This window comes from Cohnella zeiphila (genome assembly GCF_014212055.1).
Lineage (GTDB): Bacteria > Bacillota > Bacilli > Paenibacillales > Paenibacillaceae > Cohnella > Cohnella zeiphila.
Genome location: NZ_JACJVO010000013.1, coordinates 43,585 through 62,998, shown reverse-complemented (window position 1 = coordinate 62,998; position 19,414 = coordinate 43,585). Strand labels below are relative to the sequence as shown.

The following is a 19,414-nucleotide window of genomic DNA, read 5'->3' as shown; positions in this document are numbered from 1 at the left end:
ATGGGAGCCGAAGTAACGATCCGGGACGCAGAGGATACCGACCGCGAGAGGATCCGGGAAGTGCTGCTCGCCGCTTACGAGCAATACAGCCGCGAGCTGCCCGAGGAGCGTTGGCGCGAATATCGCGACAACATCGCCCGTTCCGTCGACACGTCAGGCGCCACAGGGTGGCTTGTCGCCGAGCGGGAAGGAAGGATCGTCGGCAGCGCCACCCTGTTCTCTTCCTCGATTGTCGCCTACGGGCACGACATGGAAATCGAGTCGCCGATTATTCGCCTGCTCGCGGTCTCTCCCGAGGCCCGAGGGCAAGGAGTGGCGACGGCGCTGCTGCGCGAAGCGGCCAGGAGGGCCAAGGAAGCGGGAGCGGAAACGCTCCATTTGCACACGTCCGACATGATGGCATCCGCCGTCCGGCTGTACGAACGGCTCGGCTTCGTGCGGGCGACGGACAAAGACATCTGGAACGGAAGCGTGCTGGTCAAAAGCTACAAGCTGCTCGTGCAGGAGGCGGAGCTGCTGAAGGCGTAGCCGATGCGGGGCGCTGCACAGGGGCGTAGCCCATTCCAAAAGGAGGAGAGAAAACATGGCAACGCGGAAAAAATTGAAGTTCGGCGCCATCATTCACGGAGTCGGAGGGAATATCTCGGCTTGGCGGCATCCGGACATCCCGTCCGACGCGAGCGTCAGCTTTCCGTTCTATGTCCGGGCCGCGCAGAAGGCGGAGGAAGGCTTGTTCGATCTGGCGTTCATCGCGGACGGCTTGTATATCAACGAGAAGTCGATCCCGCACTTTCTGAACCGGTTCGAGCCGATTACGATTTTATCGGCGCTGGCGGCGGCCACGACCAAGATCGGCCTGGTCGGCACGCTGTCGACCTCGTACAGCGAACCGTTCACGGTCGCCCGGCAATTCGGCTCGCTCGACATGATCAGCGGCGGCCGGGCGGGCTGGAACGTCGTCACTTCCCCGCTTGAGGGCTCGGCGCGCAATTACGGCAGAACGGAGCATCCGAGCCACGACGAGCGCTATCGGATCGCCGAGGAATATTTGAAGGTGACCAAGGGGCTGTGGGATTCGTGGGAGGACGACGCGTTCGTGCGCGACAAGGAGTCCGGCGTCTTTTTCGACCCGGCCAAGATGCACCGGCTGAACCATAAAGGCACCTATTTCTCCGTGGAAGGACCGCTCAACATCGCCAGATCGAAGCAAGGGCAGCCGGTTATCTTCCAGGCGGGCTCCTCCGAGAGCGGCAAAAATCTCGCGGCGAAGGAAGCGGACGCCGTGTTCACCGGGCACGAGTCGATCGAGGAGGCCAAAGCGTTCTACAGCGACGTGAAAAACCGCACGGTCGCCTACGGCCGCTCCCGCGACGATATCGTCATCCTGCCGGGGATCGGGCCGATTATCGGCAGCACGGAAGAGGAGGCGGAACGGAAGTACGAGGAGATCGCGAATCTCGTGTCCATCGACAAGGCGCTCGACTATCTCGGCCGCTTTTTCGAGCATCACGACTTCTCGCAATATCCGCTCGACGAGCCGTTTCCGGACATTGGCGATCTGGGCAGCAACAGCTTCCGGAGCGGCACCGACAAGATCAAGCGGACGGCGAAGGAGCAGGGGCTGACGCTCCGCCAGGTCGCGCTTCGTTCGGCGACGCCGCGCGGACCGTTCGTCGGCACGCCCGAGAAGATTGCGGACCTGATCCAGCGCTGGCACGAAGAGGAGGCGGCCGACGGCTTTATCGTTCATTCGGCGTTCCCGCGCGGGCTGGACGATTTCGTGGAGCAGGTCGTGCCGATCCTGCAGCGCCGCGGCATCTATCGGACCGAATACGAGTCCGATACGTTGAGAGGAAATCTCGGCGTGCCGATTCCGCCCAATCGCTACGCGGAAGAGCGCAGCCGGCAAGCGGCGCGCTGAGAGCTTTATCGTTTTTCAAACGCGCGCAAGCCCCCGCAAACCGCATTTCGCGGCTTCGGGGGCTTGCTTGCGCGGAGATCCGCGATATGGCTTGGGTTATACCAGGCTGGCTTCGCCGGAATGGCGCTCCATCCATTGCTTGACGATCTGCTGCTTGCGCTTGGAGATCGGCAGCCGCTTGGAACCGCCTGACGCATCGTCGAAATAAAGGCAGTCGTCCGATAAGCCCGCGATCTTGCGCAGATTAACGTAGCAGTCGGAAGAAACGCGGAAAAAGGAAGGGTCCTCCATCAGTGCCGTTCTCTGCTCCGCGGACCATCTCTTCTTTATGTTGTAGTTGGGTCCATGGAAGCTGATCAGCCCGTGAGCGCCGACTTTGAAAAACAACGTGTCCGTCCGAGGCTCAATGTTGGCGTAATCCTTCAGAGCTACGTTCATCTTTCTTATCCCCCTCCAGAAAGTTTACTTGGTAGCGCTTACATTATAACACGGGCAAACCGTTTTTTTAAGCCCTTTTTTGTGACTTTGCCCAAAAAATTTTTGAGACTTGTCCAAAGGAAGATAGGTAAAAAATAATGCTGTTGACAAATCCTTCATGGCGAATGTAATGTAGGTTTGAAAAATTGCAAGCGTTTGCGAAAAGGTTCATCTTGAACGGAACATGCGGCATGGGACGATTCTGGGCATAAACCGGAGGATGAATATGAAGGAGAGCCGGAGAAGCGGCGAAGAAACGGCCCGTCCGGGTGCGCCGCCCCGGTCGGCGGAGATCGGCATCAAGCAGATCGCGGAACGGCTCGGGCTGTCCGCGAGCACCGTGTCGCGCGCCCTGAACGACGTTTCCGGCGTGCGCGCGGAGACGCGAAGGCTCGTCCTGGAGACGGCCCGGAAGCTCGGGTACGTGCCGAATTTGGGGGCGAAGCAGCTGGCCGGCAAGGGAAGCGGCCTGGTCGGCGTCTTTTTCCCGGAATTCGAATCCGAGGCCAGCTTGGGGTTTATCCATCTGTTCTCCCGCATTCAGAAAGCGTTTCAATCCGCGGGGAAAGACGTGCTGTTCTTCTCGGTGCCCTTCGAGAAGTACCGCAGCCATTGGCTGGCCGAATGCTGCTACTCCCGCCATCTGGAAGGCGCGGTCGTGTTCTCGCCATTCGACCGTTCTCATCCTTTCGTCATGGAAGCGCTTGAACTCGGCCTTCCGTTCGTCAACTTCGAAGGGACGATAGGTCCCCGCTGCTCGTCGCTTCTGTCCGACGATGCGGAGGGAGGGCGACTGGCGGGCGAGGTGCTGGCGGAGAACGGACACCGCGTGATCGGCTACGTCGACGGGCCGTCGACTCTCCGGATATGCCGGGAGCGTTATTCGGGCTTTTGCGCAGCTTTGGAGAAGCGCGGCATCCGGCATGACGCCGGCTTGACGGCAGAGGGCGATTTCTCGGGAGCGAGCGGCGCGGCGGCCGCGGAGGAGCTGCTTCGGCGGCACCCGTCGCTGACGGCGATCGCTTGCGCGAACGATCTGATGGCAATGGGCGCGATCATGGCGCTGAACCGGATGGGGATCCGGGTGCCGGAACGCGTCTCGGTCGTCGGTTACGACAACGAGAAGTTCGGGGCGTATACGTCTCCCCCTTTGACGACGATTCGGCACTCGAACGACGAGATGGCGCCGCTGGCGGTTCGGCTGATGCTGGAGCTGCTCGGCGGCCGGCACGGCCGGCTGGAGATGCAGCTTCCGACGCTCGTGAAGAGAGCATCGGTCGCCGCGCCGTTCGATAAGCCATAAGTGGAAAGGAGGCTGCAAGCGAAGTGCCAACGACGGAAGAGTACATTATTCGGGCAAGCGGCATCAAGCGCACGTTCGGACGGGGGACCGGAGCGGTTACGGTACTGAAGGGCGTCGACCTGGCCGTTCCGGCCGGCCGGCTGATCGCCTTCAAAGGACGGTCCGGCTCGGGGAAGACGACGCTGATCAACCTGCTCGGCGCGCTCGACCGCCCGACGGAAGGGACGCTGCGGTTCGGAGACCGGACGCTGTCGGATCTGTCCGACCGCGAGCGGGACGAGGTCAGACGCACCCAGATGGGGCTGATCTTCCAATCGTTCGCGCTGTTTCCGCTGATGTCGGCGTACGAGAACGTGGAGTTCGTGCTGCGCATCGGCGGCTTTCCGGCCAAGGACCGGAAGGAGGCGGCCATTCGGGCGCTGGAAGAAGTGGGGCTCAAAGCCCGGATGAACCATCGGCCGTTCGAGCTGTCGGGGGGCGAGCAGCAGCGGACCGCGATCGCCCGGGCCATCGCGCACCGCCCGAAGCTGCTGCTGGCGGACGAACCGACGGCGGAGCTGGACAGCAAGACCGGCCTGCACATCATCAAGCTGTTCCGGGACCTCGTCTCCCATCACGGCATTTCCGTCATTCTGACGACGCACGATCCGGCGATCATGGAGATCGTCGATCAAGTCTACGAACTGGAGGATGGACAAATTGTCGCTTCAAATTAAGCGAACCGCGATTTTTGCGCTGGCGTTCGCGGCGGCGGCCGCGCTGTCTGGCTGCTCCCTGCTGCCTAAGGAAGAGGCGGCGCTCGCTCCGCCGCTCGTCAAGCCCGCGAAGGAGAACTACCAGACCGTCAAAGCGGAGAAGGGAGACGTCGTGGTCACGATCTCCGGGTCGGCTTACTTCGAATCCGTCCATACGGACGTCGCGCAGTTCACCGGTTCCGGCGGCCGCATCGAGAAGGTGCTGGTCGGCGCGGGCGACAAGGTGAAGAAGGGCGACGTGCTCATGCAGCTGACGATGGACGATCTGGACCTTCAGGTCAAGGAGCAGGAGCTCGCGCTGACCAAAGCGAAGTACGCGCTCAAGCAGGTGCGCCTCAATCACGACAGCGACGAAGAGACGGTGAACATGGCCGCGCTTCAGGTGCAGATCGAGCAGCTCAAGTACGATCGGCTTCAGGAACAGTACGGCAACAAGCTGCTGAAGGCGGATATGGACGGAGAAGTCGTCTTCGTCGAAGACGTCAAGCCCGGGGACCTGGTCGATACGTACCAGACGCTGGCGATCGTCGCCGATCCGAACCAACTGAGGCTGACGCTCAGCGTCGACGGCTCCGACGCGATCAAGGACGTCAGCGTCGGCTTTCCGGCGGAAGTGAGCGTGAACGCGGACGGCAAGAACGAGACGTACAAGGGAACCGTCGTGCAGACGCCGTCCTCCGCGCCCGAGACGATGAACAAGGATCTGCTGGAGAAGTACAGCAAGACGCTGTACATCCAGGTGAAGGATTTGCCGCCGGGCAGCGTCGATATCGGCAAGATGGCCGACGTGAAGATTACGACGAAGGAGCGGGACGGCGTCGTCAAAATTCCGCGCAGCGGCTTGCGCAATTATTTGGGCCGCACGTTCGTTCGCACGCTGGAAGACGGGGACAAGGTGCGCGAGACCGATGTGGAGACCGGGCTGACGTCGCAGACGGAAGTCGAGATCGTCAAAGGACTCGAAGCGGGCGACGAAGTCATCCTTCAATAATCGTCCCCGCAAAGTACCTGAATAGGCTTCAAAGCAAAGCCCCGTTTAGTGGGGTTATCTTAGGAGGCTTCCGAAGTGGCCTTATTCGTCATGATTATCCGCAAGATGATCAAGAACAAGTGGCTAATGTTCAGCCTGCTGCTCGGCATGATCATCAGCGTCGCGCTGGTCAGTACGATGCCCATCTACTCCGAAGCGATCCTCTCTCGCATGCTGGTCAAGGATCTGGAGACGATGCAGCAGAACCGCGGCGTTTATCCCGGGTCGTTCTATGCGAAAGTGTCGTTCGGCGAGGAGACGGCGGAGCAGCGCAAGCAGGTGCTGTCCGACATCGACCGTTTCATGAGCGGGGAAGGGTCGGAAGGGTATACGCTTCCGCTTATCGAGACGGTGGTCCAGCGGAACACCAAGTCGGTGGAGGCGGTGCCGGAAGTCGGCACCGAGGCGGACATGAAAAAGAAGCGCTCGCTTCACTTCACGTCGCTGACCGGGCTCGCCGACCACATCAAGCTGACCGACGGAAGAATGCCGCAGGACGGCGCGGCGGACGGCGTATACGAGGTGCTGGTGACGGACGGGGCGCTGCGCAATATAAACACGGTGCTGAATACGGTTTTCACCGCTAAGGACAGCAAGGGCAACGTGCTGGTTCGCTTTAAGCCGGTCGGCGTGTTCGAGAAGAAACGGGACGACGATCCTTATTTTTACGACGTCTCGCTGTCCGGCTTCAGCTCCGCGGTGGTGATCGATTCCGCCGTCATGGACCGCGACTTCCGCGACCTTGACAAAGTGTCGGTATCGAACGCCAGCTGGTATACCGTCATGGACTATTCCCATATGGAGCTTCGCCAGGTCGACCCTTTCCTGGCCGCGAACAAGCTGGACCAGACCTTTTTCAAAAGCAAGGTGGGAACGTACCAGACCGATTTCAAGACGCCGGCACTGGAGACGCTTCAGACGTATCTGACGCGGGCCAAGCATTTGAAGACGCTGATGTGGTCGCTCAACGTACCGGTGCTCATCATGCTCGGCTTCTATATGTTCATGGTCGCGAACCTGATCGCCGAGCGGCAGAAGAACGAGATCGCCGTGCTCCGCAGCCGGGGCGCCGCTAGGTGGCAGATCATGGCGGCCTTCTCCGTCGAAGGCCTGCTGCTCAGCGCCATCGCCTGGGCGCTCGGTCCGCCGCTCGGCCTGCTGCTGACCGCGGTGCTGGGAGCGTCCAACGGCTTCCTCAGCTTCGTCTCGAGAGCCGCGCTTCCCGTCCGCTTGACGGCCGCATCCTACGAATACGGCGCCATCGCGGCGGGCGCCGCTTTGATCATGCTGCTGATCCCGGTGTTCATGGCGACGCGCGCCACGATCGTCGGTCACAAGCAGCAGCTCGCGCGCCAGCAGCGAACGCCGCTCTGGCATAAGCTGTACCTCGACCTCGTCGCGGTCGCCATCGCGATCTACGGCCTCTATACGTTCCGTACGCGGCTCGACAACTTGAAGAACCTGGGACTTGGCCAGACGGACCTGAACATCGATCCGCTGCAGTTCATCGTGCCCGCGCTGTTCACCGTCGGCGCCGGCTTGCTGCTGCTTCGGCTGTATCCGTACGCGCTAAGGCTGATCTATTGGATCGGCCGGAAGTGGTGGCGTCCGTCCATGTACGCCACGCTCATTCAGGTCGGCCGTTCCAGCAGCCAGTATCAGTTCCTGATGGTCTTCCTCATTCTGACGATCGCCACCGGCGTGTTCAGCGCGAGCGCGGCACGTACGATCAACAGCAACACGGAGGACCGGATCCGGTACGGCAACGGGGCGGACATGACGATGACGGCCCAATGGATCAACGACAAGCCGCCTCCCGCCATGGGCGGCGGACCGGAGCAGACCCAATCGGCCGCGGCGGATACGAACAAACCGGTCCACTATTTGGAGCCGGCGTTCGAGCCGTTCCAGACGCTGCCCGGCGTGGAGCATGCGGCCAAAGTGTTCGTCAAGGAGAACGCCTCGTTCTCGGTCGGAGACAACAGCGGCAGCGCGCTGCTGATGGGCATCGATACCGACGACTTCGGGGAGACCGCCTGGTTCCGGAACGGCCTGCTCGGCTATCCGTTGAACGACTACTTGAACCTGATGGCGTCCGATACGAGGGCCGTGCTGATCTCGAGGACGCTGGCCAAGCAGAAGAACGTCAAGGAAGGGGATACCGTCTGGATCGGATGGGAGGACGCGGCTTCCCAGCCGTTCGTCGTCTACGGGATCGTCGATTATTTTCCGACCTTCAATCCGAACCCGCCGGTCGGCTCGGTCGATGCCGGCGACGAAGAATCGAAGAACAACGCTCCGATGCTGATCGTCGCCCATCTGTCCCGCATCCAGCTTCAATTGGCGCTGGAGCCGTACGAAGTCTGGTATAAGATGAAGCCGGGTTACTCGACGACCGACTTCTATCAAGCGATCGAAGACCGCAGTTTGCCGGTGCTCAGCCTGCTCAATACCCAGTCGGATTTGAACGCCGCGAAGAACGATCCGTTCCTGATGGCGCTGAACGGCATCCTGACGCTCGGCTTCCTGATCTCGATCGCGGTCAGCTTCGTCGGCTTCCTGCTGTACTGGATTTTGTCGCTCCGCGGCCGAACGCTGCAGAACGGCATCATGAGGGCGATCGGCGTGTCCGTGCGCAGCATGTTCGGCATGCTCGTCGCCGAGCAGATTCTTACGTCCGGCGTCGCCGTGCTGATCGGCATCGCGGTCGGCAACCTGGCGAGCAGCCTGTTCGTGCCGAATTTTCAGATCGCCTTCAATCCGGGCACGCTCGTTCCGCCGTTCAAAGTCATCTTCGATTCGCTCGACTACGCGCGGCTTTATACGGTCGTCGGCGCCATGCTGGTGCTCGGGCTCGGCATCCTCGGCTTTATGGTGTCGAGGACCCGCATCCACCAGGCGCTGAAGCTGGGGGAGGACTGACCGATGATCCATTGCGACGGATTGGTGAAAATCTACAAGACCGCCGACCTCGAAGTGTTCGCGCTTCAAGGACTCGACCTGCATATCGAAGACGGAGAGCTGATGGCGATCATCGGCAACAGCGGCAGCGGCAAATCGACGCTGCTCAATATGCTCGGCGGCCTCGACCGGCCGACCGCGGGGACGCTGACCGTGGACGGCAAGGATATGCTGAAGATGACCGAGCGCGAGCGGGTGCGCTACAAGCGTCACAGCGTCGGGTTCGTCTGGCAGAACAACGCGCGCAACCTCATCCCTTATTTGACGGCGCTGGAGAACGTCGAGCTGCCGATTCTGCTCTCGGGCCGGCGCAAGCGGCTGCGGGCGCTGGAGCTGCTTGAATCCGTCGGGCTGATGCACCGCGCCCGCAACAAGCTGCATCAGCTGTCGGGCGGCGAACAGCAGCGCGTGGCGATCGCGATCGCGCTGGCCAACCAGCCGCGGCTGCTGCTCGCGGACGAACCGACCGGCTCGGTCGATTCGAAGATGGCGGACCAGATTCTCGACCTGTTCCGCGAGCTGAACCGCAAGCTGGGCATCACGATCGTCATCGTTACCCACGATCCGCTGCTGGCCAAGAAAGTGGACCGCGTCGTCGCCATCCGGGACGGCAAAATCTCGTCGGAGATGATCCGCCGCAAGAGCTACGCCGAAGAGCTGGAGGAGCTGGAGCGGGGAATCGCCCAGGAAGAGGAGACCCACGTCGAGTACGCCATCCTGGACAAGGCGGGTCGGCTTCAGGTGCCGTCCGGCTATCTGGAATCGATCGGCATCAAGAACACGAACAAAGTGAAGGTCGAGCTTGCGGACGGCAAGATCGTTCTGACTTCGCCCGAGGAGAAGCCCCCGGAAGAAGCTTCCTGAAATTTGGATTCTCCCTTCCGGCGTGGTAAGCTGATCATACCAGGCCCGAAGGGAGAGTCGGTCGATTTGCAACCGCAGGAAATGAGAGAATGGGGCAAGCTGCTCCTCAATTATAAGTTCGCGTTGGACGAAGTCAGCACGAAGTTGAACATTCTAAACGAAGAGCTCCAATTCATCCAAAATTACAATCCGATCGAGCATATGAAGACGAGAATCAAAACTCCGGAGAGCATCCGGGACAAGCTCCAGCGCAAAGGGTACGCCATCACGGTCGAGAACGCCGTCGCCCGCATTCAGGATATCGCCGGCGTGCGAATTATCTGCTCCTTCTCCACCGACGTGTACCGCATCTGCGAGATGATCAGCAATCAGCAGGACGTCACCGTGCTCGAAGTGAAGGACTACATTGCGAAGCCGAAGCCGAACGGCTATCAGAGCCTTCATCTGATCATCGAGATCCCGGTGTTTCTGACCGACCGCATCGTTCAGGTGCCCGTCGAGATCCAGATCCGCACCATCGCGATGGACTTCTGGGCCAGCCTGGAGCATAAGATCTACTACAAATTCGACGCCCGCGTGCCGGGCGACATCGGCCATCAGCTGAAGGAAGCGGCCGATCTGATCGCTTCGCTCGACGAGCGGATGTTCGCGCTGAACGAACGCATGCAGGAGTACCGGCTGGAACAGGAAGTATGACCGATTGACGTCATGACTGGCAAACCGTCAATCCGCCGGACGGCGGCCGGATGAAATCGGCGGAACTCAAGGAGGCTGCAGGGCAGCTTCCTTTTTTTTTGCAATATAAGCGTATAAGTTCCCGGGGTCCCCGCAAAGTACCTGAGTAAGCTTCTAAGCCAAGCCCCACTTTGCGGGGTTATTTTGCGTCTTTCCGCCGATATTCCCGTCCTTCAGGACGTGCCCCGCGGCTTCTTTCAACGCCCTCGTTCAACCGGCAAACCGAACCGGCTTGAACCGGAAAATCTCCTTTCGTTTAGGTAGGAAAGCCCCGCAAGTCGCAACGAACGGGAAAACCTCTCTAAAATAATGCGGTATAAGCCCATTTGCAGCGTGCGGAAGACAATATGGGGCGATTTTCCGGTCCAATACCCCAAACCGTCGGAAATGCAGAGTTTATGCGGAGAATTTCCCTCTCGCGGCACTCCGGAAGGAGAAGGGAAGAACATTTTTTTACCAAATATCTTACGTTAACGTAAACGATATGTTATGATCGAGAGCGGATTAAGGAAAACGGGGAGAGATGAGAAGTGCAGTCAGGCAGCAGGAAATGGTGGATACTGTCGGTCACCAGCTTGGGATCGCTTTTGTCGGCGCTTAATTTCAGCACGTTGATCATTGCGCTTCCGGACCTCATTACCGGACTTCAGTCGTCCCTGCTTCAGGCAATGTGGATCATGCTGGCGTACATGGTGGCGCAGACGGTCATCGTGCTGATGGCCGGCAGTCTGGCGGACCGGTTCGGGCGGAAGCGGCTTTATATTTGGGGAATGGTGCTGTTCACTGTCGTGTCGTTTGCGTCCGGTTTCGCGGAGAACGCCCCGCTGCTGATCATCATGCGGATTCTGCAGGGGATCGGCGGGGCGATGGTCATGGCCAACAGCACGGCGATCGTGGCGGACGCTTTTCCCAAGGAGGAACTGGGCCGCGCGCTCGGAATCAACATCATGGTCGTCGCCGTAGGCCAGATCATCGGACCGGTGCTCGGCGGCTGGCTGACGACGGAGTACGGCTGGGAATGGACGTTCTGGTTCAACGTTCCGTTCGGCGTCATCTCCGTCTTGTGGGGATTGTGGGCGATGGGCATGAAGGACGAGAAAACCAAAGGGCAGACGAAAAAGCTGGACACCGTCGGCATTCTGACCTATATGTTCTCGGTCACCGGGCTGCTGCTCGCTTTGACGTGGGGGCCGATTCAGACCTGGAATTCCCCTGTCGTCTGGATCTCGCTGGCCGTGTTCGTCGTCTGCTTCCCGATCTTCATTCGGGTCGAGAAGCGGCATCCGGCGGCGATATTGCACTTGCCTCTGTTCGCGAACCGGATTTTTTCGCTGGGCATTTTCTCGGCGACGCTGAACGCGATCGCGCGGATGGCGGTCATGTTCATGCTCATCTTTTTCTTTCAAGGGGCTCAATCGTACGACGCGCTGGAAGCGGGAATTCTGACGATTCCGCTAGCGGCGGGCATGCTCGTCTTCTCGCCGGTGGCGGGATGGCTGGGCGACCGGTTCGGCGAGACGACGCCGGCTTCCATCGGACTGTTCGTCAGCATGTGGGGGCTGATCGGGCTGGCGGTCGATACGGACATCCATACGCCGTATTGGCATCTGGCGCTGTGGATGACGCTCATCAGCATCGGCTCCGGTCTGTTCAATTCGCCGAACTCGAGCAGCGTCATGAATACGGCCGGGCCGAAATACCGCGGCGAAGCGTCCGGCATCCGATCGTTGACCACCAACCTCGGGATGATGCTCAGCATCGCCTTCTCGATGCCGATCGTGACGCACAGCATCCCGCGCGACATGATGCTGGCGATCTTCTCCGGCACGCAGGTCGGGATGACCGGCTCCGAATCGTCGCTAGGCGGCTTCATCCACGGCTTGCAGAGCGTCTTCTGGTTTATGGCGGCGCTTATGCTGCTGGCGACGATCCTGTCGGTGCTTCGCTTCGGCGGCAAACGCCGGGCGGCCGACCATCAGACCGCTTCCGTCGGGAAAGGCTAAGGAAGCTAAAGGCAAAAAGGGCTGTTCCGCAGGTCTATCGAGACCAGCGGAACAGCCCTTTTGCTTTCATGCTTCCGCCAGACCGATCTCCGCGAGCCGGCGGTCGAAGCGATCCCGCAGCCGCCGCTTGCCCGCATCGTCGAGGAAAGAGACATCGACGGCGTTGCGCATCAGCCGGGCGATCTCCGGCAGCGAGAAGCCGAGCCGTTCGGCGACCGCCACGCATTCTTCCGACCACGTCGTCCCGGAGACGGTCGGATTGTCCGTGTGGAACGTAACCGACAGACCGCGGTCCCTATAGTCCCGCAACGGATGGTCGTCCCAGCCGGCGACCGCCTTGGTCTGGACGTTGCTGGTCGGGCACATCTCCAGCGGGATTCGCCGCTCGCGGATCCGCTCCAGCAGCGCGGGATCTTCCCGCAGCCGCACGCCGTGTCCGATGCGGACGGCGCCGAGCCCGTCGATCGCCTCGGCGATCGAATCCGGGCCGCTCGCTTCGCCGGCATGGATCGTGCACGGGATGCCGAGCTCTCGGGCGCGGGCGAACACGCGGCGGAACCGGCTTGCCGGAAAGCCTGCTTCGTCCCCGGCGAGATCGACCGCGACGAGCCCGCGGCCGAAATGTTCCGCCGCCGCTTCGATCGCCGCAAGGTTGCGCTCCTCCGGGTGATGCCGCATGCAGATCGCGATCGCGCGGGCGACGATGCCGCTGCTCGCTTCCGCGCGGCGCAGCCCGGCAAGCACCGCATCGATGGCATCGGAACAAGTCAGCCCTTTGCCGACGTGGAGCTGAGGAGCGAACCGAACTTCCACGTACAGGCAGCCGTCCCCGGCGGCCCATTCCGCCAATTCGCGGGCGACCCTCTCGAGCGCGCCGCGCGTCTGAAGGAGAGGGAGGACGAAATCGAATTTGGCCAAATAATCGGCCAGGCTTCCACAGTCATCTCCGACCTGCATATACGGCAGAAGGCCGGCGGAATCTTCCGCCGGAAGCGAGATCCCTTCCGACCGGGCGAGTTCAAGCGCCGTCTCTGGCCGCACGGCGCCGTCCAGGTGAAGGTGCAGGTCGACTTTAGGAAGCCGTTTGACAAGATGGAGTTCGCTCTTCATCGCGGCTTCGACCCTTTCTCCGACGCCGAGGAAGAACTCTCGTCGTCCGCACCCAGCAGCCGATCTTCGATGGCGCCGCGGTAATCTTCGAACGCTCCTTCTCCGCTCCAGCCTCTCTGCTCCATGAGCGACCGGTACCGGAACTGCACCAGCGACAGGCGCTGCCGAAGCCGGCCGCGTTCGTCTTCGTCCCGGCAGCAGGCCAGCAGATCGCCGATCGCCAGCATCTCCTTGCGCAGCTCCAGCTCCGGCGGAATCGCGCCGGCGTTGCGCAGCAGCTTGAAGCCGACGCGCAGCTCATCCGGCACGCCCTCCAGCTCGTCGGGAGGCAGCGGCTTGCCTTTGCCGCTCACGTCATCGAACTCGCCCTTCGCGATCGCTTCCCGAATTTTCTCGTCCGCCAGCGACCACCGCCAATCCATTTTGCATCGGCCTCCTTGCTCCACGAGAGTGTTGAACCGATTGTATCAGGAATCGCGAACGGAAACTACAGCAAAAAGAAGCGCCCTCAGGACGCTTCCCGTTCCGCCAGACCCGCTTCCCGGGAGGCGGGCCGAAGGTGCAGAAGCGAAAGATAGACGAGCAGGCCGACAAACACCGAGACGGCCGCGAGGAGAAACATGGTTCGGTCGCTCGACGCGGAACCGACGCTCCCGAGGAGAACCGAGCCGATGCCGATCCCCCCGTCGAAAAAAATAAACAGCGTGCCGGTGGCGAGGCCGGTCCGCTCCGGCGGGGCCGACTGCACCGCGATCGTCTGCAGGCAGGGGAACAGGCTGCCGAAGCCGAGTCCGATCAGCGCCGCCGACAGCAGGAACGCGAACGCCGAATGAGCCGTCGCCAGAACGATCAGCCCGACGATATAGAGGGCCAGCGTCGGATAGACGATCACGTTGCGGTGGAACCGGTCGAACAGCTTGCCCGTGAAAGGGCGGGCGAGAACGATCATAACGGCATAGACGACGAAGTAGTAGCTGGAGATGTTCTCGAGGCCGAGCTCCTTGGCATAACCGGGAACGAACGACAGAATGCCGCTGTACGCGATCGACAGGAACAGCGCGACAAGCGAGATCGGCATGGAGCGGGGTTCCAGGAACGACTTCCAGTGGAACCGGCGTCCGGCCGCCTGCGGCTTCGGCTTTGCGGAAGCTGCCTCCGGTCTGCGGCTCTTCGCCGTCGCCAGGCCGAACAGCAAGCCCAGTACGCCGAACACGATCATAATCGTGTACAGGACGTTGAAGCTGGACCGCTGAATGACGGTCAAGCCGAGGAACGGACCGAGCACCATCGCCAGGTTCATGGCCAGCGTGTAGTAGCCGAGCCCTTCGCCTTTGCGATGGGCGGGAATCAGTTCCGTGACGATCGCGCCGTTGCCCGTCGTCGCGGCTCCGAAGCTGAGTCCGTGCGCGAACCGGAGCAGCAGAAGCACGCCGAAGGCGGAAATGACCGGATAAGCGAAGGCGGACAGCATATAGACGATGAATGAAAGGATCAGGACGATTCGCCGGGCCGGTCCGTCCATCCAACGGCCGGCGAACGGCCGCATCAGCACGGAGGCGATGACGAACGCGGTCATGACCCAACCGGCCTGCTGCTGATTGCCATGGAGGTGATCGGTGACGAAGGTCGGCAGAGTGGCCGTCAATGCGTAAAAAGAAATGAAAATAAAAAAACTGCTGAAGCAGATGCTGAAGAACCGGCGCGTCCACAAGCGTTCTGACTCTTGATGTCCATTCATTTTTTTTCGGATCGCCTCTTCTTGTTGGATTGGCTAGAGATTCAGCCGTTGCAGCGAATTGTCGGTTACCCGGACCAGAAGCTCCTTCAGCTTCGCAAGGTCTTCGCTGCCGATGCCGGAGGTCGCCTCGGCGACGACATCCTTCTCGATCGGAAGCAGCAGCAGGTAAACCCGATTGCCTTCTTCCGTCACATAAGGGAGGAAGGAACGGCGATCGTCCGGATTCGGACGCCGAACGACAAGCTGCTTGCGCTCCAGCTGATCGAGAATGCGGGTTACGTTCGTCTGGTCCTTGCCGACGCGAAAAGCCAGCTCCTTCTGGCTGATCCCGTCCTCCTCGCGCAGCCGCGCCAGCACCGACCACTGTTCGGTCGTGACTTCATACGGCGCGAAGCGCTGGGCGAGCAGCTGGGAGATCCGCCTCCCGGCCTGATTGATCAGAAATCCGATCGAATCGTCCAGGCTCATGCGATATCGTTCCTCCTTGCAATTAGATGCTATAGCAATTATATATACAACAACGAAGTGGCGTCAAGCTTGTGCATTGGCTTCCGAATTGTTACGCTAAGGACGAATCAAGTCCTATCATGGAGAGTGGCCTTCTGTTATGATCACCCGCACCATCACCGCCTCGGAGAGCGGCAAGCGGCTGCACCGCTATTTGCGGACGCTGATGCCGAACCTTCCGCTCGGCCAGATTTATAAGATGATCGATCAAGGCAAGGCGAAGATCAACGGCAAGCGCAAAAATCAAAATTACGAGCTGGCGGCCGGCGACGAGCTGACGCTTTACGTGGAAGAAGAACGGTACGCGGAAGCGTCCAAAGGGCAGAAAAAAACGAAGTACGTCGGCGTCAACGCGAACATCGACGTGGCGTACGAGGACGAGCAGCTGCTCGTCGCGCGGAAGCCGGCCGGCATGCTTACCCATCCCGACCGCAGCGACCAGAAGGATACGCTGATCAACCGGGTGCATGCCTACCTGTATCGGAAGGGCGAGCTGGACAGTCCGCTGTTCATGCCGGCGACGGCCAACCGGCTGGACCGGAACACGAGCGGTCTCGTGCTCGTCGGGAAAACGGCGGGGATGCTGCATCAGCTCAACCAATGGATCCAGAAGCACGAGATGGAGAAATACTACGTCACCGCCGTAGAAGGCTGGATGGAGGGAGAAGGGGAGCTGACCGGCGACCTGATCCGGGACGAGCGCGGCAACCGGACGAGGGTTGCCCCGCAGCCGGCGGAGTCGGACGGACCGTCCGGCGAAAGCCGCGGCAAATCGGCGATGACGCGCTACCGCGTCCTGCAGAGCGGCCGCCGTTATTCGCTCATCGAGGTCGAATTGATCAGCGGCCGTACGCACCAGATCCGCGCCCACTTTCAGAGCATCGGCCACCCGCTGCTCGGAGACGTCAAATACGGAGGCAAGCCGTTTGCCGGCGTCAACCATCAGCTGCTTCATGCCTGGCGGATTCGGCTGCCCGACGGGCGGGAGTTCCGGGCGCCGCTTCCTCCGCGAATGAGGCAGACGCTGGAAGAGGCGGGTCTCCGCGCAGATGCGCTGATTCTCGAATAAAGACGCTTGAGGACATACGGACCGCATCATCCGGGTACCCGATCGGGGCCCGGATTTTTTTGCCGCGCCTATTGCTCTATGTGTATTAAGTGATATAATACACTTAAGTCAAGGGATACATGGAGGAGGTGCCCGCTTGAATGAGACCACCGTAGGCGGGATGAAGTTCGTTCTCGATTTAAGCCAGCCTCTTTACGAGCAGGTGCTCGCTCAGGTCCGAAGTTCCATTGCGAAAGGTGAGATAGCGTTGGGTGAGAAAATTCCTTCCGTCCGGGAGATGGCGCAAGGGCTGAAGATCAATCCGAATACGGTCATGCGGGCTTACCAGGAGCTGGAACGCGACCAGCTTACGGAGACGAGGCGTGGGCAAGGGACGTTCATTACGACCGACTCCGAAAAGGTGCGGACGATTCGCTACCGGCTCGCGGAAGAAGCGGTGGATGAATTTCTCGCCAAGCTGGGCAGCCTCGGCTTCACGGCGTCGGAAGTGGCCGCCATCCTGCGGAGCAAAGGAGGCGAAGCGCGATGAAGTCAGCGATTCACGCCGCGAATCTGACGAAGAAGTACGGCAAGCGAATGGCGCTCGCCGGATTGGACGTCGATATTCCGGAGCATGCCGTCACCGCGATTCTCGGACCGAACGGCGCGGGCAAATCGACGTTCATGAGAATGCTGACCGGACTCGTCTCGCCCGATCAAGGAACGCTCAGCATCTTGGGACAGTATCCGTCCTGGCAGCTGAACGCCAGCATCTCCTACCTGCCGGACCGGGCCCGCTGGTTCGAATCGCATCGAGTAGAGCACGCCGTAGAATGGGGAGCTTCCCTGCTGCCCGGATTCGATAAAGACCGCGCCTGGGAACTTGTCCGCGCGCTCGGGCTGGACGCCGAGATGGACGTTCGCGGCATGTCCAAAGGGCAGGAGGCGCGGCTCATGCTGGCGATCTGCCTGGCCCGCGACGTTCCGCTGCTCGTGCTGGACGAACCGTTCTCCGGCATCGACATGATCTCCCGGGAGAAGATCGTCGCGGCGCTGATCGACTCGTTCTCGGAGCGGCGGCAGACGGTTCTGATCTGCACGCACGAGATCGCGGAGACGGAGAGTCTGTTCGACTACGCGGTGTTCATGAAGGACGGGCGCAACGCCATGTCGGGCCACGTCGAAGAGCTGCGGGCCTCGCGCGGGTCGGTGCAGGACATTTACCGGCAGCTCTACAGCTAAGGAGGAAGCGATGATGAAAAGCGGCACGTTCAACGCCTTGTACCGGCATGAATTTCATATGGAATTTCGCCGATGGCTGAGCCGGAAGGGGGTCTGGATGTACGTCGGCGCTCTCGTAGTGCTGGCGCTGGCCGCGCTGACGATCTGGGGGGGCCGGGGAGACTTCAAGCCCGAATACATGCTGTACGCTACCTATGCCTTTCCGTATCTCGTGTTCGGCATTTCGTACCGGCTTGTGAAGCGGGAATGGTCGAACGGAACGTACGGCTGGTGGCTGACCCTTCCGTTCTCGCGTTCCAAGCTGATGCTGGCCAAATATGCCGCCTCGCTGGCGCAAGCCGGGCTAACGCTGCTCGTTTATTTCGCGGCGATCGTCCTGCTCGCGCTCTACAATGCGGCGCTCCACGGCACGACGGCGGAGGGAGTGAGAAGCTTCGGCGCCGTCGCCGCCCAATATTTGCTGGTGGTTGCGGCCATCGCTCCTTTTATGCTGTCGCTCGGTTTGCTGGCCGGCGTCTTGGTCCGCTCCAGGCTAAAGGGGATATCGCCGCTTGTCTGGATCTCTTTCGGCGTGCTCGGCAATGCGCTCAATTGGCTCAATATCGCCAGATCCGCCGATTCGAACGGCGATTACGAAATGTCTCTGTTTTCGTCGCATTCGGCATTGGCGTTCTGGATCAGTTTTCCCGTGATCTGGCTGCTCGCCGCGCTGATGCTTGCCGGTTCCGTTCAAATATGCAAGAAATTCATGACCTTATAAGGCGGAGAGGGAGGATCGGCATGGGAAAAGCGATCGAGATGGCGCAAGTCGCGAAATCGTACGACGGCAAGCCGGCGCTCAAGGAGATATCGTTCGAAGTGCGGGAAGGAAGCTGCTTCGGTCTGCTCGGGCCGAACGGAGCGGGGAAATCCACGTCGATGAAGATTTTGTCGGGGTTGCTCGAGCCCGACCGGGGAAGCGTGTCCGTCTTCGGGCGGGACGTAAGGAAAAGCGCCCGGGAGATCCGGCAGCAGATCGGTTACGTGCCCCAAGGAATTACGCTGTACGAGAAGCTGAGCGCGTTCGATAACCTCGCTTTTTTCGGGGAGATGTACGGGGTGCGCGGAAGCGCCTTGAAGCGGCGGATCGGAGAAGTGCTGGAGCAGGTCGGTCTCGCGGACCGGGCCAAGGACGCCGTGGAGAAGTTCTCCGGCGGCATGAAGCGGCGGGTGAACCTCGCGGCGGCGCTGCTGCACCGGCCGAAGCTGATCATCATGGACGAACCGACCGTCGGCATCGACCCGCAGTCCCGCAATCATATTTTCGAGATGATCCGGTCCTTGCAGCAGGGCGGGGTGACGGTCCTGTACTCGACCCACTACATGGAAGAAGTCGAGACGCTGTGCGACGAGCTGGCGATCATCGACCACGGCGAAGTGATCGCGAAGGGCGAGCTCGGCGAAGTACTGGACCGGTTCGGCATGCAGGCCGTTTACTTGGAGCTGCAGGAAGGCGGGGCGCTTCCTCCGGTTCCGTCCGGATTCGGCAAGCCGGCGCCGAGGGAGCGGGGCTGGGTGCTGGAGACGCCGTCTCCGCTCGACGCGCTGACCGCCTGGGCTTCCGCCTGCAAGGCCAGGTCGCTGAAAGTGAAGCAGCTCGAGATCGTACGGCCTTCCCTCGAATCGGTGTTCCTGTCGTTGACGGGCACGACGCTTCGGGACAATTAAGGGAGCTTGGAGA

19 protein-coding genes are annotated in these 19,414 nt (G+C 60.9%); 14 read left to right on the top strand and 5 right to left on the bottom strand.

The features are described from left to right. Both H7C18_RS12140 and H7C18_RS12135 read left to right on the top strand, forming a co-directional pair. The gene (locus tag H7C18_RS12140; protein WP_185129332.1) at positions 1-528 is read left to right on the top strand and encodes a GNAT family N-acetyltransferase; all 528 of its coding nucleotides are present in this window, start codon (positions 1-3) and stop codon (positions 526-528) included. Positions 529-583: 55 nt separating this feature from the next. After that, positions 584-1,921, top strand: a complete 1,338-nt coding sequence (locus tag H7C18_RS12135) for an LLM class flavin-dependent oxidoreductase (protein ID WP_185129331.1) — start codon at positions 584-586, stop codon at positions 1,919-1,921. Between the two features lie 96 nt (positions 1,922-2,017). Here H7C18_RS12135 and H7C18_RS12130 read toward each other — a convergent pair whose 3' ends face one another. Then, positions 2,018-2,359 (bottom strand): LytTR family transcriptional regulator DNA-binding domain-containing protein, encoded by a 342-nt coding sequence (locus H7C18_RS12130; protein ID WP_185129330.1) that lies wholly within the window; start codon positions 2,357-2,359, stop codon positions 2,018-2,020. A 265-nt stretch (positions 2,360-2,624) separates the two neighbouring features. Between H7C18_RS12130 and H7C18_RS12125 the strand changes: the two genes are divergently transcribed. The 7 genes from H7C18_RS12125 (at position 2,625) to H7C18_RS12095 (ending at position 12,049) form a co-directional block, all read left to right on the top strand. Next, positions 2,625-3,701, top strand: coding sequence for a LacI family DNA-binding transcriptional regulator (locus tag H7C18_RS12125; RefSeq protein ID WP_185129329.1), 1,077 nt, complete (start codon positions 2,625-2,627; stop codon positions 3,699-3,701). Between the two features lie 23 nt (positions 3,702-3,724). After that, on the top strand, positions 3,725-4,417 hold the full coding sequence (locus H7C18_RS12120; protein ID WP_185129328.1) for an ATP-binding cassette domain-containing protein: 693 nt from the start codon (positions 3,725-3,727) through the stop codon (positions 4,415-4,417). Continuing rightward, entirely contained in the window at positions 4,401-5,447 is a 1,047-nt protein-coding gene (locus H7C18_RS12115; RefSeq protein WP_185129327.1) for an efflux RND transporter periplasmic adaptor subunit, read from the top strand. Before H7C18_RS12120 ends, H7C18_RS12115 begins: the two co-directional genes overlap by 17 nt. Positions 5,448-5,522: 75 nt before the next feature. Then, positions 5,523-8,408 carry an FtsX-like permease family protein gene (locus H7C18_RS12110; RefSeq protein WP_185129326.1) on the top strand — a complete coding sequence of 962 codons (2,886 nt, stop codon included), beginning with the start codon at positions 5,523-5,525 and terminating at the stop codon, positions 8,406-8,408. A 3-nt stretch (positions 8,409-8,411) separates the two neighbouring features. Then, positions 8,412-9,311: an ABC transporter ATP-binding protein gene (locus H7C18_RS12105; protein ID WP_185129325.1), complete on the top strand. Its 900-nt coding sequence runs from the start codon at positions 8,412-8,414 to the stop codon at positions 9,309-9,311. A gap of 81 nt (positions 9,312-9,392) precedes the next feature. Next, a complete protein-coding gene (locus H7C18_RS12100; RefSeq protein WP_185129368.1) occupies positions 9,393-10,007 on the top strand; it encodes a GTP pyrophosphokinase in 615 nt (204 codons plus the stop codon). 569 nt (positions 10,008-10,576) lie between these two features. Continuing rightward, on the top strand, positions 10,577-12,049 hold the full coding sequence (locus H7C18_RS12095) for a DHA2 family efflux MFS transporter permease subunit (protein ID WP_185129324.1): 1,473 nt from the start codon (positions 10,577-10,579) through the stop codon (positions 12,047-12,049). Positions 12,050-12,115: 66 nt separating this feature from the next. Here H7C18_RS12095 and add read toward each other — a convergent pair whose 3' ends face one another. The 4 genes from add to H7C18_RS12075 form a co-directional block, all read right to left on the bottom strand. Then, on the bottom strand, positions 12,116-13,159 hold the full coding sequence (gene add / locus H7C18_RS12090; RefSeq protein WP_185129323.1) for an adenosine deaminase: 1,044 nt from the start codon (positions 13,157-13,159) through the stop codon (positions 12,116-12,118). Further along, positions 13,156-13,581 carry a DnaJ family domain-containing protein gene (locus H7C18_RS12085; protein ID WP_185129322.1) on the bottom strand — a complete coding sequence of 142 codons (426 nt, stop codon included), beginning with the start codon at positions 13,579-13,581 and terminating at the stop codon, positions 13,156-13,158. The genes add and H7C18_RS12085 overlap by 4 nt, the downstream gene beginning before the upstream one ends. An 86-nt stretch (positions 13,582-13,667) precedes the next feature. Beyond that, on the bottom strand, positions 13,668-14,870 hold the full coding sequence (locus H7C18_RS12080; RefSeq protein ID WP_238357658.1) for an MFS transporter: 1,203 nt from the start codon (positions 14,868-14,870) through the stop codon (positions 13,668-13,670). A gap of 60 nt (positions 14,871-14,930) precedes the next feature. Next, on the bottom strand, positions 14,931-15,365 hold the full coding sequence (locus H7C18_RS12075; protein WP_185129320.1) for a MarR family winged helix-turn-helix transcriptional regulator: 435 nt from the start codon (positions 15,363-15,365) through the stop codon (positions 14,931-14,933). 139 nt (positions 15,366-15,504) lie between these two features. On the opposite strand from H7C18_RS12075, the gene H7C18_RS12070 reads away from it, so the two are divergent. From H7C18_RS12070 to H7C18_RS12050, 5 genes are all read left to right on the top strand, one after another. Next, positions 15,505-16,473, top strand: a complete 969-nt coding sequence (locus H7C18_RS12070) for an RluA family pseudouridine synthase (RefSeq protein ID WP_185129319.1) — start codon at positions 15,505-15,507, stop codon at positions 16,471-16,473. 136 nt (positions 16,474-16,609) lie between these two features. Beyond that, complete coding sequence (locus tag H7C18_RS12065; RefSeq protein WP_238357657.1) at positions 16,610-17,002, top strand: GntR family transcriptional regulator; 393 nt, start codon at positions 16,610-16,612, stop codon at positions 17,000-17,002. Further along, positions 16,999-17,694 (top strand): ABC transporter ATP-binding protein, encoded by a 696-nt coding sequence (locus tag H7C18_RS12060; RefSeq protein WP_185129318.1) that lies wholly within the window; start codon positions 16,999-17,001, stop codon positions 17,692-17,694. The genes H7C18_RS12065 and H7C18_RS12060 overlap by 4 nt, the downstream gene beginning before the upstream one ends. A gap of 13 nt (positions 17,695-17,707) precedes the next feature. Then, on the top strand, positions 17,708-18,454 hold the full coding sequence (locus tag H7C18_RS12055) for an ABC transporter permease (RefSeq protein WP_185129317.1): 747 nt from the start codon (positions 17,708-17,710) through the stop codon (positions 18,452-18,454). Positions 18,455-18,474: 20 nt separating this feature from the next. Beyond that, positions 18,475-19,401 carry an ABC transporter ATP-binding protein gene (locus H7C18_RS12050; RefSeq protein WP_185129316.1) on the top strand — a complete coding sequence of 309 codons (927 nt, stop codon included), beginning with the start codon at positions 18,475-18,477 and terminating at the stop codon, positions 19,399-19,401. Positions 19,402-19,414: the final 13 nt, after the last annotated feature.